This window comes from Bacteroides sp. AM16-13, from assembly GCF_003602705.1.
GTDB lineage: Bacteria > Bacteroidota > Bacteroidia > Bacteroidales > Bacteroidaceae > Bacteroides > Bacteroides xylanisolvens.
Genome location: NZ_QTLK01000022.1, coordinates 58145 through 74481 on the forward strand (window position 1 = coordinate 58145; position 16337 = coordinate 74481).

Here is a 16337-nt window from a genome sequence, read left to right on the forward strand (position 1 = left end):
TAGGTTTCTTACAGTATTAGAATCTAAAATGAGCAAATGCACGGTTAGCTTCTGCCATTCTGTGCATATCTTCTTTACGTTTGTATGCACCGCCTTGTTCATTGAAGGCATCCATAATTTCAGCAGCCAACTTGTCAGCCATTGATTTACCACCTCTTTTGCGAGCAAACAGAATCAAATTCTTCATAGAGATTGATTCTTTACGATCCGGACGGATTTCAGTAGGAACTTGGAAAGTAGCACCACCTACACGGCGAGACTTTACTTCCACTTGCGGAGTTACATTATCCAAAGCCTTTTTCCAGATTTCGAGAGCTGATTTTTCTTCGTTAGGAAGTTTTGCTTTCACTGTTTCCAAAGCGGCATAAAAGATTTCATAAGATGTATTTTTCTTTCCATCATACATCAAGTGGTTCACGAACTTGGAAACCTTTTGGTCATTAAACACAGGATCCGGAAGAATCAGGCGTTTTTTTGGTTTTGCTTTTCTCATTTGTTTGAAAAATAATGTTTTTGTTCTTGGTTGTCTACTTCTTGACTTCTTCAACTCTCCCTCCGGAGAATTTACTCAACCTTTAGCATTTCCAACAAACTAAAACGTAAGTTATTACTTTAATTTTAATTAGGTCTTAATCCTTATTTTTTCTTACCCTTAGCAGGAGCAGCTGCTTGTCCTGGTTTCGGACGCTTAGCACCATACTTAGAACGTCTTTGAGTACGACCAGCAACACCTGCTGTATCAAGCGTACCACGTACAATGTGATAACGCACACCCGGAAGGTCTTTTACACGACCACCACGTACCAAAACGATTGAGTGTTCCTGCAAGTTGTGTCCTTCTCCCGGAATGTATGAGTTCACCTCTTTTTGGTTAGTCAAACGTACACGAGCTACTTTACGCATTGCAGAGTTCGGCTTCTTCGGAGTAGTAGTGTATACTCTCACGCAAACGCCACGTCTTTGAGGACATGAATCCAAGGCTGGAGATTTACTTTTCTCCACCAGCACTTCGCGTCCTTTTCTTACTAATTGCTGAATTGTAGGCATTTTAATTGTTTTTTGATTTATATTATTGTTATATTAATTTCGTAACTATACATTTTGGGCTGCAAAAATACGAATAATATTTGAATATTCAATGCGCTACAACTTTTTTTTCTTTTTTAATGTTTTTATATCATCCTCACGCTTCGCCTTTTACACCCGTCAAAGGAGAAATAGGGGGTTCATCCGAAGTACGAATCGGACCGAATACGCGCTCATACTTTGCTATATTATCTTCTAATGCCCGCAGCAGACGTTTTGCGTGCTCCGGAGCCACAATAATACGAGATTGCACACCAGCCTTCGGTATGCCCGGCATTACGCGCACGAAGTCAAGGATGAATTCAGAACTCGAATGAGTAATAATAGCAAGATTTGCATAAGTTCCCTGTGCAACCTCTTCTCTCAATTCAATCTGTAATTGTCCGTTGTTATTTTGTTCTTCCATATTTAATATGATTAAAAAGTTATCCTGCAAAATAACACATTTTTCCTGAAACTAATGGTAATACACGCGAGTAAAAAAGAAATAAAAAAAGGAGCAATTGCCCAATTAGGCAACTGCTCCTTTTCATATAGTCAATTGAATTGTATTTATTCTACTTCATTGTAGTCAAGTACTGTTTTCTTGTTAGCCAAGATACGGTCATACTCTTCTTTTGATCCAACGATGAGCTTTTCGAACTCGCGCTGTCCGGTACCGGCAGGAATCAAGTGACCACAGATCACATTTTCCTTCATACCTTCAAGCTTATCGATCTTACCGTTGATAGCAGCTTCATTCAATACTTTCGTCGTTTCCTGGAAGGAAGCAGCCGACATAAAGCTTGATGTTTGCAAAGCAGCACGCGTGATACCTTGAAGAATCTGAGTAGAGGTAGCAGCAACAGCATCACGAACCTCAACCGGTTTCAAGTCACGACGTTTCAACATACTATTCTCATCACGCAACTTGCGGGCAGTTACAATCTGTCCAGCTTGCATATTTTGAGAATCACCAGCATCTACTACGACTTTCTTACCCCAGATACGATCATTTTCTTCCATGAATTCCAGTTTGTCTACGACTTGCTGTTCGAGGAAGCGAGTATCTCCCGGTTCATCAATTTGTACTTTGCGCATCATCTGACGAACGATAATCTCAAAGTGCTTATCATTGATCTTCACACCCTGCAAGCGGTATACATCCTGAACTTCATTCACGATATATTCCTGTACAGCTGTAGGACCCTTGATTGCCAAGATATCTGCCGGAGTAGTAGCACCGTCAGACAACGGAGTACCAGCACGTACATAGTCATTTTCCTGTACCAGAATCTGCTTAGACAGTGCAACCAGATACTTCTTAACCTCACCCGTCTTGGAAGTTACGATGATTTCACGGTTACCACGTTTGATCTTACCCATTGTCACCTCACCGTCGATTTCAGAAACGACAGCCGGATTTGACGGGTTACGAGCTTCAAACAATTCAGTAACACGAGGAAGACCACCCGTGATATCACCCGCCTTACCTACGGCACGCGGAATCTTCACGATTACTTCACCGGCTTTTACCTTCTGACCGTTCTCGATGATAACGTGACCACCTACCGGTAAGTTATAAGTACGGATCAAATCACCGTCCTCTGTTAAGATATGAGCGGTAGGAACTTTGGTTTTATCCTTGGATTCAATAATAATAATTTCACGAAGACCTGTTGCTTCATCCGATTCAACCTTATAAGTAACGTTTTCAATCACGCCCTCAAATTCGATCTTACCGGTTGCTTCTGTGATAATAACAGCATTGAACGGGTCCCACTTAGCAATCAGTTTGCCTTTTTCTACCAAGTCGCCGTCGCTTACATACAGTGTTGAACCATAAGGTACGTTATGAGTAGAAAGAACGATACCGGTATTCACATCCACAAAACGTACTTCGGCCAAACGACCTACTACCACTTTTGCAGATTCACCCATCTCGTCAACGATATCTACTGTACGCAACTCTTCAAATTCAAGACGTGCATTATTTTTAGCAACGATACTGGCGTTAGCTGCAATATTTGCAGCAGTACCACCGGCGTGGAATGTACGCAAAGTCAACTGTGTACCCGGCTCACCAATAGACTGAGCAGCGATTACACCGACAGCTTCACCCTTCTGAACCATGCGGCTCGTTGCCAGGTTACGTCCGTAACATTTAGCACAAACCCCCTTCTTAGCTTCACAAGTCAATACCGAACGGATTTCAACACTCTCGATCGGAGACTCCTGAATCTTCTTGGCTACTTCTTCTGTGATTTCTTCACCACCGGCAACAAGCAATTCACCTGTGGTAGGATGAATAATATCATGTACGGAAACACGGCCTAAGATACGTTCGTACAGAGTAGCAATAACCTCATCGTTATTCTTAAGGTCCGTACAAACCAATCCGCGGAGTGTACCGCAGTCTTCTTCTGTAATAATCACATCGTGTGATACGTCCACCAGACGACGAGTCAAATAACCAGCATCGGCAGTCTTCAAAGCGGTATCCGCCAAACCTTTACGAGCACCGTGGGTAGAGATAAAGTACTCCAACACCGAAAGTCCTTCTTTAAAGTTCGACAAAATCGGGTTCTCGATGATCTGACCACCTTCAGCACCTGCTTTCTGCGGTTTTGCCATCAAACCACGCATACCTGACAACTGACGAATCTGCTCTTTAGAACCACGGGCACCAGAGTCAAGCATCATATATACAGAGTTGAAACCCTGATCGTCCGAAGAAATAGTCTTCATCAGGATATTAGACAACTCGGAGTTCACATGTGTCCAAATATCAATTACCTGATTGTAACGTTCGTTATTGGTAATGAAACCCATGTTATAGTTGTTTACGACTTGTTCAACTTCGTCGTAACCTTTCTGTACCAAAGTTTCTTTTTCCTTCGGAATGATAATATCACCCAAGTTGAATGACAAACCACCCTTGAACGCCATCTGATAACCTAAATTCTTGATTCCATCCAGGAAGTCGGCAGCCTTAGCCACACCACATACCTTAATTACATCACTAATAATATCACGAAGAGATTTCTTAGAGATAATTGTATTGATATAACCAGCTTCAGGTGGAACGATTTCATTCACAATCACACGTCCTACTGAAGTTTCGCGCATTACGTCTACAATGTTACCATTTTCATCAACGTCTTTCACGATAACCTTCACCGGAGCATGAATATCTACCTTACCTTCATTGTAAGCGATCAACGCTTCTTCCGGTCCGTAGAATGTCAAACCTTCACCTTTTGCACCGGCACGCAACTTAGTAATATAGTACAAACCAAGAACCATATCCTGTGCAGGTACAGTAATAGGCGCACCGTTTGCCGGATTCAAGATATTATGTGATTGAAGCATCAACATTTGTGCTTCAAGAATTGCTTCATTACTCAAAGGCAAGTGAACAGCCATCTGGTCACCGTCAAAGTCGGCGTTGAATGCCGTACATGCCAACGGGTGCAACTGAATAGCTTTACCTTCGATCATTTTAGGCTGGAAAGCCTGAATACCCAAACGGTGCAAGGTCGGAGCACGGTTCAACAGTACCGGGTGTCCCTTCATTACATGTTCCAAGATATCCCAAATCACCGGCTCTTTGCGGTCTACGATTTTCTTTGCAGACTTAACAGTCTTAACGATACCACGTTCGATGAGCTTGCGAATAATAAACGGCTTGTATAATTCGGCAGCCATCAATTTAGGAATACCGCATTCACCCATCTTTAATTCCGGACCAACAACGATTACGGAACGAGCAGAGTAGTCAACACGTTTACCCAGCAAGTTCTGACGGAAGCGTCCCTGTTTACCTTTCAAACTGTCAGACAATGACTTCAACGGACGGTTGGCGTCTGTCTTCACAGCACTTGACTTACGTGAGTTATCAAACAAAGAATCGACAGATTCCTGAAGCATACGTTTTTCATTACGCAAGATTACTTCCGGAGCCTTGATTTCAATCAGTCGTTTCAAACGGTTGTTACGGATAATCACACGACGATAAAGGTCGTTCAAGTCAGATGTAGCAAAACGGCCACCATCCAGCGGAACCAACGGACGAAGTTCGGGCGGAATAACCGGTACGATACGTACGATCATCCATTCCGGTTTGTTACGTCCACGTGATGCGCGGAACGATTCTACTACCTGAAGACGTTTCAAAGCTTCATTCTTACGTTGCTGAGACGCATCGTTTCCGGCGCGGTGACGCAGTTCGTAAGACAAAGCATCCAGATCCAAACGAGCCAGCAAATCATAAATAGCTTCGGCTCCCATCTTTGCAACAAATTTATTCGGATCATTATCTTCAAGATACTGATTGTCTTTCGGAAGCGTATCCAGAATATCCAGATATTCTTCTTCAGAAAGCAAATCATATTCAGCTACGCCATCTTCAGCTTTCACACCCGGCTGAATAACAACATAACGTTCGTAGTATATAATCGAATCCAGTTTCTTTGTCGGCAATCCGAGCAAATAACCGATTTTATTAGGAAGCGAACGGAAATACCAGATGTGAGCCACCGGCACAACCAGCTGGATATGTCCCATACGTTCACGGCGCACTTTCTTTTCAGTAACTTCCACCCCACAACGGTCGCAGACGATACCTTTATAACGGATACGCTTGTATTTACCGCAATGACATTCATAATCCTTGATAGGACCAAAAATGCGCTCGCAGAACAAACCGTCACGTTCGGGTTTGTACGTACGGTAATTAATGGTTTCAGGCTTCAAAACTTCACCACTCGAATTCTCAAGGATTTCTTCCGGAGAAGCCAGACCAATTGAGATCTTCGAGAAATTACTTTTCGTCTTATTTTCTTTTCTAAAAGCCATACTCTATATAATTGAGATTTGATAATTGAATCATTGGAAATTGAAAAAAGTGCGGATGCCAACAAACCTTCATCGGTACATTGACATCTCACATTCTTTCATTATTTTATTCTAGGTTGATACTCAAACCTAAACCTCTCAACTCGTGCAACAATACGTTCAAGGATTCCGGAATACCAGGTTGTGGCATCGGTTCACCTTTCACAATTGCTTCATAAGCCTTCGAACGTCCTACCACGTCATCAGATTTGATAGTCAGGATTTCCTGCAAGATATGGGCAGCACCGAAACCTTCGAGTGCCCAAACCTCCATTTCTCCGAAACGCTGACCACCGAATTGAGCTTTACCACCAAGAGGTTGCTGAGTAATCAATGAGTACGGACCGATAGAACGAGCATGCATCTTGTCTTCAACCATGTGGCCCAACTTCAACATGTAAGTTACGCCCACAGTAGCTGCTTGGTCAAATTGCTCACCTGTACCACCATCACAAAGATAAGTCTTACAGTAGCGAGGCAATCCTGCCTTGTCTGTCCACTGATCCAGATCTTCCATGGTAGCACCGTCGAAAATAGGAGTCGCGAATTTCACGCCCAACGTTTTTCCGGCACGTCCGAGTACAGCTTCAAAAATCTGACCAATGTTCATACGAGAAGGCACACCCAACGGATTCAACACAATGTCAACCGGAGTACCATCAGCCAAGAACGGCATATCCTCCTGACGAACAACACGGGATACAATACCCTTGTTACCGTGGCGACCAGCCATCTTATCACCCACACCAATCTTACGTTTCTTAGCAATATATACTTTTGCCATCTGGATAATACCAGCAGGAAGTTCATCACCAATTGTAATAGCAAACTTCTTACGTTTCAATTCAGCATCCAGCTCTTTATATTTCTTAATGAAATTCATCACCAGATCACGAATCATACCGTTAATATGATCGTCACTTGTCCAGTTGCTCAACTGAATAGAAGTAAAGTCAAGTGAATCAAAATCAGAAGCACTGAACTTAGAACCTTTCGCAATAACTTCCGCACCCAAATAGTCTTTCACACCTTGAGAAACCTTACCTTCAGTCAAAGTCATCAGTTTCTTAACCAGGATACGTTTCAAGTCAGCTACCTTAGATTCAAATTCATCATCAATCTTAGGCAACAATGCTTTATCGGCCAGTTTAGAGCTACGATTCTTAATCACACGTGAGAAAAGTTTCTTATCAATCACCACACCTTTCAAAGAAGGAGAAGCTTTCAAAGAAGCATCTTTCACGTCACCTGCCTTATCACCGAAGATAGCCCGAAGCAGTTTTTCTTCCGGAGAAGGATCAGATTCACCCTTCGGCGTAATCTTACCAATCATGATATCACCCGGCTCGATACGAGCACCGATTCTTACGATACCGTTTTCATCCAAGTCTTTGGTAGCTTCTTCACTTACATTCGGGATATCAGAAGTCAGCTCTTCCATACCACGCTTTGTTTCACGAACTTCCAGCGAATATTCCTCTACGTGAACCGAAGTCAACAAGTCTTCGCGTACCACACGTTCGTTCAATACGATGGCATCCTCATAGTTGTAACCCTTCCAAGGCATATAAGCTACCAGCAGGTTCTTACCCAATGCCAATTCACCCTTTTCAGTAGAATAACCTTCAGTCAAGATATCACCTTTCTTCACACGCTGGCCTTTGTCACAAATCGGACGTAAGTCAATCGTCATGTTCTGGTTAGTCTTACGGAACTTAGGTATTCTATATTCCTTCAAAGCAGGTTCGAAACTTACAAATTCTTCGTCTTCCGTACGGTCATACAAAATACGGATAGTAGTAGCATCCACATAGTCAACCACACCATCGCCTTCTGCGGTAATCTGGGTACGAGAGTCTCTTACCAACTGACGTTCGATACCTGTACCTACGATCGGAGCTTCACTTCTCAACAAAGGAACCGCCTGGCGCATCATGTTCGATCCCATCAATGCACGGTTAGCATCGTCATGTTCCAAGAATGGAATCAAAGAAGCTGCAATAGATGCAATCTGCTGAGGAGCAACGTCCATCAAGTCAACTTCAGATGGTTCAACAACCGGGAAATCTGCATCTTGACGAGACTTAACTCTGTTAAGTACGAATGTACCATCGTCATTCAACGGAGCATTTCCCTGCGCAATAACCTTTTCTTCCTCTTCTTCAGCAGTCAGATAAATCAGACCGTTATCAGAAAGATCCACTTTCCCATTTTCCACCTTGCGGTAGGGAGTTTCAATGAATCCTAGCTCATTAATCTTAGCAAATACACACAATGAAGAAATCAAACCGATGTTCGGACCTTCAGGAGTCTCAATCGGACAAAGACGACCATAGTGTGTATAGTGAACGTCACGAACCTCAAATCCGGCACGTTCACGGGAAAGACCACCAGGACCAAGGGCAGACATACGACGTTTGTGCGTAATTTCAGCCAGCGGGTTTGTCTGGTCCATGAACTGCGACAACGCGTTCGTTCCGAAGAATGAGTTGATTACTGAAGAAATAGTCTTCGCATTAATCAAATCAATCGGAGTAAACACTTCATTGTCACGAACGTTCATACGTTCACGAATCGTACGAGACATACGAGCCAGCCCCACAGCAAACTGATTAGAAAGCTGTTCACCAACAGTACGTACACGACGGTTACTCAAGTGGTCAATATCATCCACATCCGCTTTTGAGTTAATCAACTCAATCAGATATTTGATGATTTCAATAATATCTTCCTTCGTGAGGACACGCACGTCCATGTCAGTCGTCAGATTCAACTTTTTGTTGATTCTGTAACGACCTACATCACCAAGGTCATATCGTTTTTCTGAGAAGAACAAGTTGTTGATAACCTCCCTTGCACTTGCGTCATCAGCCGGATCGGCATTACGCAACTGACGGTAGATATACAACACAGCTTCTTTTTCCGAGTTACTCGGGTCCTTCTGCAACGTATTATATATGATAGAGAAATCGGACTGATTCGGTTCATCCTTATGCAAAAGGATGTTCTGAACTCCCGACTCCAAAATTTCATCAATATGCTCCTCTTCCAGTACGGTTTCACGGTCGATAATAACTTCGTTACGTTCAATAGAAACCACTTCACCGGTATCTTCATCAACGAAATCTTCAATCCATGTTTTCAAGACACGTGCAGCCAGTTTACGGCCTAACACCTTCTTCAGATTTGTCTTGTTTACCTTCACATCTTCTGCAAGATCGAAAATCTCAAGAATATCTTTGTCATTCTCGAAGCCAATTGCACGCAACAATGTAGTCACCGGCAATTTCTTCTTACGGTCGATATATGCGTACATCACATTATTGATGTCAGTAGCAAACTCAATCCACGAACCCTTAAACGGAATAATACGAGCCGAATAAAGTTTCGTACCATTGGCATGTACACTCTGACCGAAGAACACACCCGGAGAACGGTGAAGCTGTGACACAACTACGCGTTCGGCACCGTTAATGACGAAAGTAGCCTTATCAGTCATATAAGGAATCGGGCCGAGGAATACGTCCTGAATCACTGTATCAAAATCCTCATGATCGGGGTCCGTACAGTAAAGCTTAAGTTTCGCTTTTAAGGGAACACTATAAGTAAGCCCACGCTCTATACAATCATCAATGGTATAACGCGGCGGATCAATATAATAGTCCAGAAACTCAAGAACAAAATTGTTTCTTGTATCGGCAATAGGGAAGTTTTCAGCAAATACTTTATACAATCCCTCATTCTTACGCTTTTCAGGTGGGGTATCTAATTGTAGAAAGTCTTGGAATGACTTCAATTGTACTTCCAGGAAATCCGGGTATTCTAGCGGATTCTTAGTCGAAGCAAAATTAACTCTTTGATTTACAGTATTTGAAGACATCTGTCAATGAATTTGGAGAACTTAATTTGAAATATATACACAAAAAGGTTAAGAATCCTCTTGTGAAGGATTCCTAACCGAATTACCTGATTACCAGGCCAATGTTATTTAAGTTCAACTTCAGCTCCAGCTTCTTCCAATGTTTTCTTCAATGATTCTGCTTCGTCTTTAGCCAAACCTTCTTTTACTGTGCTAGGAGCACCGTCTACCAAGTCTTTAGCTTCTTTCAAACCAAGACCACAAGCTTCCTTAACGGCCTTAACTACTTGAAGTTTAGCTGCACCAGCGCTCTTCAATACTACGTCGAAAGAAGTTTTTTCTTCTGCGGCAGCAGCACCAGCTGCAGGACCAGCAGCAACAGCTACAGCTGCAGCAGCAGGTTCAATACCGTATTCTTCTTTAAGGATAGTTGCAAGTTCATTAACTTCTTTTACTGTCAAGTTAACTAATTGTTCTGCAAAAGCTTTCAAATCTGCCATTTTTTGTATGATTTTAATTGTTTAAATACTTTGTTGATTTTTGAAAATTATTCGGGACGTTCACCAAGAGTCTTGAGAACTCCGTGAAGGGTGTTACCACCTGATTGAAGAGCAGAAATAACATTCTTGGCCGGAGATTGCAACAGGGCAACGATATCGGCGATAACTTCATTCTTACTCTTGATTGAAACGAGAGCATCCAATTGATCAGCACCAATGTAGAAGCTTTCTTCTGCATATGCAGCTTTCAGTCCGGGAATACCGTCTTTCGCTTTGTCTTTGATTAACTTAGCAGGAACGTTTGCAGTATTGCTAAACATAACAGCAGTAGTACCTTTCAAAGAACCGTAAAGAGGTGAGAAGTCTTCTTCCAAGCTTTCAAGTGCTTTGTGAAGCAGCGTGTTTTTAACCAACATCAATTTGATGTCTGATTTAAAACAATCTCTTCTCAATGCACTGGTAGCAGCAGCGTTCATAGCTGTAACGTCTACCAAGTAGAAGTGACCATATTCCTTTACTGTAGCAGCAATTTGCTCTATAATCGTACTTTTATCTTCCTTTCTCATTATTTCTCTGTTTTATTAGATTTCATCCACTGATTTCGGGTCGATTTTAATACCCGCACTCATTGTACTAGAAAGATAAATACTCTTAATATATGTACCCTTTGCTGCGGTCGGTTTCAGTTTGTTCAGAGTAGAGATGAACTCTTTCGCGTTGTCGCGAATCTGATCAGGACTGAATGATACCTTACCGATAGAAGTGTGAACGATACCGCTCTTATCAACTTTAAAGTCAATCTTACCTTGTTTTACTTCTTTTACAGCCTTAGCAACATCCATAGTTACAGTACCACTCTTAGGGTTCGGCATCAATCCACGAGGACCGAGTACACGACCGAGCGCACCAATTTTACCCATGATAGATGGCATAGTGATGATTACATCAATATCAGTCCATCCACCTTTGATCTTTTCAATATATTCGTCAAGACCAACGTAGTCAGCACCAGCTTCTTTTGCAGCAGCTTCAGCATCCGGTGTACAAAGTACCAACACACGCACTTCTTTACCAGTACCATGAGGAAGTGAAACAACACCTCTCACCATCTGGTTAGCTTTACGTGGATCAACACCTAAACGTACATCAATATCCAGTGAAGCATCAAACTTGGAAAAAGTGATTTCTTTTACCAAAGATGCAGCTTCTTTCAGTGAGTATGCTTTCCCTGCTTCAATCTTTTCTGCAGCTAACTTTTGATTTTTTGTCAGTTTACCCATTACAATTGAAGTTTATTAGTTATTAACCGGGAACTCCCCTTTTACAGCGATACCCATACTTCTAGCTGTACCTGCAACCATTCTCATGGCAGCTTCCACAGTAAAACAGTTTAAGTCAACCATTTTGTCCTGAGCAATCGTACGAACCTGTTCCCAAGTAAGCTCGGCAACTTTCTTACGGTTAGGCTCAGCAGAACCACTCTTTACCTTAGCTACTTCAAGTAATTGAATAGCAACGGGAGGAGTCTTGATTACAAAATCGAAAGACTTATCTGCGTAGTAAGTAATGATAACAGGTAAAATCTTACCTGCTTTGTCTTGGGTTCTGGCATTGAATTGCTTGCAAAATTCCATGATATTAATACCCTTAGAACCCAAAGCAGGTCCAACGGGAGGTGATGGATTTGCAGCGCCTCCTTTAATCTGTAACTTGATTAGTCCAGCAACTTCTTTAGCCATTTTTTTATTGATTTATATATAAACATTAAACGAAGAACAACAACAGCGTAACAATTCCGTGTTATTCCTTTTCCACTTGCATAAAGCCCAATTCAAGCGGTGTTTTGCGCCCGAATATCTTCACCATGACCTTTAGTTTCTTTTTTTCACTATTCACTTCTTCAATGATGCCACTGAATCCGCTGAAAGGTCCAAAAGTAACTTTTACAGTTTCTCCCACTACGTACGGAATATTGAGTTCTTCACCCGTTTCCTGCAGTTCGTCCACTGTACCAAGTATACGATTCACTTCTGATTGTCTGAGAGGCACCGGTTTTTCGGAGCCGCCTAAAAAGCCTATCACATTCGGAGTATTGCGCAGGTGATGAGCGACCTCACCAACCAAAGCAGCCTCCACTAAAACGTAGCCAGGAAGATAACTTCTTTCCTTCACAATTTTTTTACCATTGCGAACCTGGTAAACTTTTTCAGTAGGAATCAATACCTGAGATACATATTCACCAAGGTCGCTGTTCTTAAGATCAGCTTCAAGATATTCCTTTACCTTAGCTTCTTTACCGCTAATAGCACGTAGAACGTACCATTTCTTTTCAATCTCAGCCATTTTCAATTCCTAATTTTTTAATGTGGATAAACGATTTTTTCCATGAAGTTCTGGAAACAGACATCCATACCCCATACTACCAATGCAATAAGCAGGGAAGCATATAAAACAACTACTGCACTGTTAGCAAGTTCAGAATACGTAGGCCACGATACTTTATGTACAAGTTCGTCGTAAGATTCTTTAATATAAGCTATTACCTTTTTCATTTCAATAATATTAGCACGGGAGGAGAGGCTCGAACTCCCGACACCCGGTTTTGGAGACCGGTGCTCTACCAACTGAGCTACTCCCGTGTGTACATAATCAGTTCCCGATGGAAAACCGGGAACTGATTAATTATTGTGTATTAGTCGATAATTTCAGTAATCTGACCAGCACCTACCGTACGTCCACCTTCGCGGATAGCGAAACGAAGACCCGGGTTCAATGCTACTGGGTAGATCAACTCAACTGTAATAGTTACGTTATCACCCGGCATTACCATTTCTGTTCCTTCCGGCAAAGTGATTTCACCTGTACAGTCCATAGTACGCAAGTAGAACTGAGGACGGTATTTGTTGTGGAACGGAGTGTGACGACCACCTTCTTCTTTCTTCAAGATATAAACCTCAGCTTTGAATTTAGAGTGCGGTTTAATCTGACCTGGTTTACAAAGAACCATACCACGTTTGATTTCGTTCTTGTCAATACCACGAAGCAAAAGACCTACGTTGTCACCAGCTTCACCTTGATCCAACAGTTTACGGAACATTTCAACACCAGTTACAACTGATTTCTTATCTTCACCTAAACCAAGGATTTCGATTTCATCACCAACGTGGATAACACCAGTTTCGATACGACCTGTTGCTACAGTACCACGACCTGTGATAGAGAACACGTCTTCAACCGGCATCAAGAATGGTTTATCAACATCGCGCGGAGGCAGTGGAATCCAGTTATCAACTGCATCCATCAGTTCCATAACTTTGTCTTCCCATTTTTCAACACCGTTCAATGCGCCAAGAGCAGAACCACGGATGATAGGAGTATTGTCACCATCGAAATCATAGAATGAAAGAAGTTCTCTCATTTCCATTTCAACGAGTTCCAACATTTCTTCGTCGTCTACCATATCGCACTTGTTCAAGAATACAACCAGACGAGGTACGTTTACCTGACGAGCCAACAGGATGTGTTCGCGAGTTTGAGGCATCGGACCATCAGTTGCAGCACAAACGATGATAGCACCGTCCATCTGAGCAGCACCAGTTACCATGTTCTTTACGTAGTCGGCGTGACCCGGACAGTCTACGTGTGCATAGTGACGGTTAGCTGTTTGATATTCAACGTGAGAAGTATTGATAGTAATACCTCTTTCTTTTTCTTCAGGAGCGTTGTCGATAGAATCGAAAGAACGCAATTCTGAAAGACCTTTCTTTGCCAACACAGTAGTGATAGCAGCTGTCAACGTTGTCTTACCGTGGTCTACGTGACCGATTGTACCAATGTTTACGTGCGGTTTGGTACGTTCAAATTTCTCTTTAGCCATAGCTTTACTTGTTATTTATTTGATTAATAATCAGCATTTACATCCTTTATGAGCTGTTACCGGGATTTGAACCCGGGACCTCTTCCTTACCAAGGAAGTGCTCTACCACTGAGCTATAACAGCAAGAAAAGAGAGCGGAAGACGGGGCTCAAACCCGCGACCCTCAGCTTGGAAGGCTAATGCTCTATCAACTGAGCTACTTCCGCATTCTTGCCAAAGTTGTCACTCTGATTGTGGGCAAAGATGGATTCGAACCACCGAAGGCGTAAGCCAGCAGATTTACAGTCTGCCCCATTTGGCCACTCTGGTATTTGCCCTTTTCAAAATCAAGAAATAAAAGAACTATTTTCAAACAATATGATAAAGACAGATGTTCTATCTTTGTTCTTCGGTTTCTTTTTGAGCCTCTTGTCGGATTCGAACCAACGACCCCGAGATTACAAATCACGTGCTCTGGCCAACTGAGCTAAAGAGGCAAACTTACTAAAAAATGCAACCGTCACGTTCTAACGCGAGCGAAACGGCTGCAAATTTAGTTATTTATTTCTTTCCCGCAAAATATTTGGGATTTTTTTATTTGCTACGTTGCTTTTCCTTGTATTTAACCAGCTGTTTTCCGAGTGCTTCCACATCTAAATCAATTGCTTCTTCAAATGTATCGCATACTTTGCTTGCATAAAACTCTCCATTTGGGATCAATATTTTAATGCCCGCTTCCTTGTTTTCAGCAACTTCTGGTTTAACTACCTTTAATGACACCTCTACTTTCTTTATATCTTCGTAATATTTTTCCAACTTGGACACTTTCTTCTGAATAAATGCCTGCAATTGCTCTGACGCATCAAAGTGAATTGATTGAATTCTAACATCCATACTTACCTCCTTTTTTTAAGCTCTTGGATGAGCTTGTTTATACACTTTTTTAAGTTCTTCAAATGTGGCATGTGTGTAGATCTCGGTAGTTGTTATACTCTCGTGACCCAAAAGTTCTTTTACCGCCCCCAGCTCTGCTTCATTATTCAGCATTGTGGTAGCAAAAGTATGCCTCAACACGTGAGGGCTCTTTTTCTTCAACGTCGCCACCTTTGACAGGTTCCGTTTCACTAAATTATAGACTAGATTCTTATAAAGCCGTTCACCATTCTCTCTAATAAAGAAAGCTTCCGACCTTTCCGGAATCGTTTCGTTTCTTACATTAATATATTCAAGCATCAACTCCTGCAGTTCGTCACCGAACGGAATCAGCCGTTGCTTGTTTCTTTTCCCGGTCACTTTCAGAAGAGAAGCCGAAAAATCCACATCCTTATTATCCAGACCTATCAATTCCGAAAGCCTCATGCCGGTAGCATAAAACATTTCAATAATCAACCGATCCCGACAGCCTTTAAATCCTTCACCAAAGTCCGTTTCATCCAATAACCGATTCATTTCGTTTTCTTTTAAGAACACAGGCAACGGCTTTTTGTTTTTAGGTCCTTTTATTTTACGCAAAGGATCTATAGTCGTTTCTCCCTGCCTCAAGAGATACTTGTAAAACGTTCGGAGCGAACTTAGCTTACGATTTACAGAAGTTGAGGTATACCCTTTATCCATCAATGAAACAATCCATTCACGAATCAGTTCCGCCTCGACCTCTAACGGATTAAATTTTCCATACTCTTCCTGAGCAAACTCCTGCAGTTGCTTTATATCTTCACCATACGCAAGAACGGTTTTTTCAGAATAGTTCCGCTCATACTGGAGATAATCAAGAAAAGATTCTATCAACATAATATCGCTACATCTAAAATCGTGCAACGAATGTATGAAAAGAATTCAATAATTCAAAGGAAATTACGAATTATTAATCTTCTACTTGCTGAAGTTGTTGTACGTAAACTGCGCGTTCTTTCTTAAGTCTTTTAGTTACAGACGGTTTATCAAACTGTTGTCTGCTTCTCAACTCTTTTACAATGCCAGTCTTTTCAAATTTTCTTTTGAACTTCTTCAGCGCTTTTTCAATGTTTTCGCCTTCTTTTACAGGTACTACAATCATTTTGTTACTATTAATATGTTATGATTAAAAAATTCCGCAGTCAAATTGCGCCGCAAAATTACACATACTTTCTTTATTCACAAAACTTTCGGCAAATATTTCTCA

The 16337-nt window shown here is 41.8% G+C and carries 15 protein-coding genes and 5 tRNA genes; all 20 read right to left on the minus strand.

Annotation, left to right across the window (positions count from 1 at the left end):
- Window positions 1-16: 16 nt before the first annotated feature.
- Window positions 17-493 (minus strand): 30S ribosomal protein S7, encoded by a 477-nt coding sequence (rpsG, locus tag DW173_RS17160; protein WP_004296352.1) that lies wholly within the window; start codon window positions 491-493, stop codon window positions 17-19.
- A gap of 143 nt (window positions 494-636) precedes the next feature.
- The gene (gene rpsL, locus DW173_RS17165; RefSeq protein ID WP_002558078.1) at window positions 637-1047 is read right to left on the minus strand and encodes a 30S ribosomal protein S12; all 411 of its coding nucleotides are present in this window, start codon (window positions 1045-1047) and stop codon (window positions 637-639) included.
- Between the two features lie 136 nt (window positions 1048-1183).
- The gene (locus tag DW173_RS17170; RefSeq protein WP_004296354.1) at window positions 1184-1492 is read right to left on the minus strand and encodes a DUF3467 domain-containing protein; all 309 of its coding nucleotides are present in this window, start codon (window positions 1490-1492) and stop codon (window positions 1184-1186) included.
- A gap of 146 nt (window positions 1493-1638) precedes the next feature.
- Window positions 1639-5922, minus strand: a complete 4284-nt coding sequence (gene rpoC, locus DW173_RS17175; RefSeq protein ID WP_004310891.1) for a DNA-directed RNA polymerase subunit beta' — start codon at window positions 5920-5922, stop codon at window positions 1639-1641.
- Window positions 5923-6028: 106 nt separating this feature from the next.
- The gene (gene rpoB, locus DW173_RS17180; RefSeq protein ID WP_004310892.1) at window positions 6029-9841 is read right to left on the minus strand and encodes a DNA-directed RNA polymerase subunit beta; all 3813 of its coding nucleotides are present in this window, start codon (window positions 9839-9841) and stop codon (window positions 6029-6031) included.
- A gap of 104 nt (window positions 9842-9945) precedes the next feature.
- On the minus strand, window positions 9946-10320 hold the full coding sequence (gene rplL, locus DW173_RS17185; RefSeq protein WP_004296358.1) for a 50S ribosomal protein L7/L12: 375 nt from the start codon (window positions 10318-10320) through the stop codon (window positions 9946-9948).
- A 47-nt stretch (window positions 10321-10367) separates the two neighbouring features.
- On the minus strand, window positions 10368-10886 hold the full coding sequence (gene rplJ, locus DW173_RS17190; RefSeq protein WP_004310893.1) for a 50S ribosomal protein L10: 519 nt from the start codon (window positions 10884-10886) through the stop codon (window positions 10368-10370).
- A gap of 15 nt (window positions 10887-10901) precedes the next feature.
- A complete protein-coding gene (gene rplA, locus DW173_RS17195; RefSeq protein ID WP_004296360.1) occupies window positions 10902-11600 on the minus strand; it encodes a 50S ribosomal protein L1 in 699 nt (232 codons plus the stop codon).
- Between the two features lie 15 nt (window positions 11601-11615).
- Window positions 11616-12059: a 50S ribosomal protein L11 gene (gene rplK, locus DW173_RS17200; protein ID WP_004296361.1), complete on the minus strand. Its 444-nt coding sequence runs from the start codon at window positions 12057-12059 to the stop codon at window positions 11616-11618.
- A gap of 61 nt (window positions 12060-12120) precedes the next feature.
- Complete coding sequence (nusG, locus tag DW173_RS17205) at window positions 12121-12663, minus strand: transcription termination/antitermination protein NusG (RefSeq protein ID WP_004296362.1); 543 nt, start codon at window positions 12661-12663, stop codon at window positions 12121-12123.
- A gap of 17 nt (window positions 12664-12680) precedes the next feature.
- Window positions 12681-12872 (minus strand): preprotein translocase subunit SecE, encoded by a 192-nt coding sequence (secE, locus tag DW173_RS17210; RefSeq protein ID WP_004296363.1) that lies wholly within the window; start codon window positions 12870-12872, stop codon window positions 12681-12683.
- Window positions 12873-12886: 14 nt separating this feature from the next.
- Window positions 12887-12959 (minus strand) — tRNA-Trp (locus DW173_RS17215).
- A 53-nt stretch (window positions 12960-13012) separates the two neighbouring features.
- Window positions 13013-14197, minus strand: a complete 1185-nt coding sequence (gene tuf, locus DW173_RS17220) for an elongation factor Tu (protein ID WP_004307553.1) — start codon at window positions 14195-14197, stop codon at window positions 13013-13015.
- Window positions 14198-14248: 51 nt separating this feature from the next.
- A tRNA-Thr gene (locus DW173_RS17225) sits at window positions 14249-14320 on the minus strand.
- Window positions 14321-14330: 10 nt separating this feature from the next.
- Window positions 14331-14403 (minus strand) — tRNA-Gly (locus DW173_RS17230).
- 28 nt (window positions 14404-14431) lie between these two features.
- A tRNA-Tyr gene (locus DW173_RS17235) sits at window positions 14432-14514 on the minus strand.
- 85 nt (window positions 14515-14599) lie between these two features.
- Window positions 14600-14673: transfer RNA gene (locus DW173_RS17240), tRNA-Thr, on the minus strand.
- A gap of 97 nt (window positions 14674-14770) precedes the next feature.
- Entirely contained in the window at window positions 14771-15070 is a 300-nt protein-coding gene (gene hpf / locus DW173_RS17245) for a ribosome hibernation-promoting factor, HPF/YfiA family (RefSeq protein ID WP_004310895.1), read from the minus strand.
- Window positions 15071-15085: 15 nt separating this feature from the next.
- Window positions 15086-15967, minus strand: coding sequence for a tyrosine recombinase XerC (xerC, locus tag DW173_RS17250; protein WP_004313453.1), 882 nt, complete (start codon window positions 15965-15967; stop codon window positions 15086-15088).
- Between the two features lie 73 nt (window positions 15968-16040).
- Window positions 16041-16232, minus strand: coding sequence for a 30S ribosomal protein S21 (rpsU, locus tag DW173_RS17255; protein WP_002558090.1), 192 nt, complete (start codon window positions 16230-16232; stop codon window positions 16041-16043).
- Window positions 16233-16337: the final 105 nt, after the last annotated feature.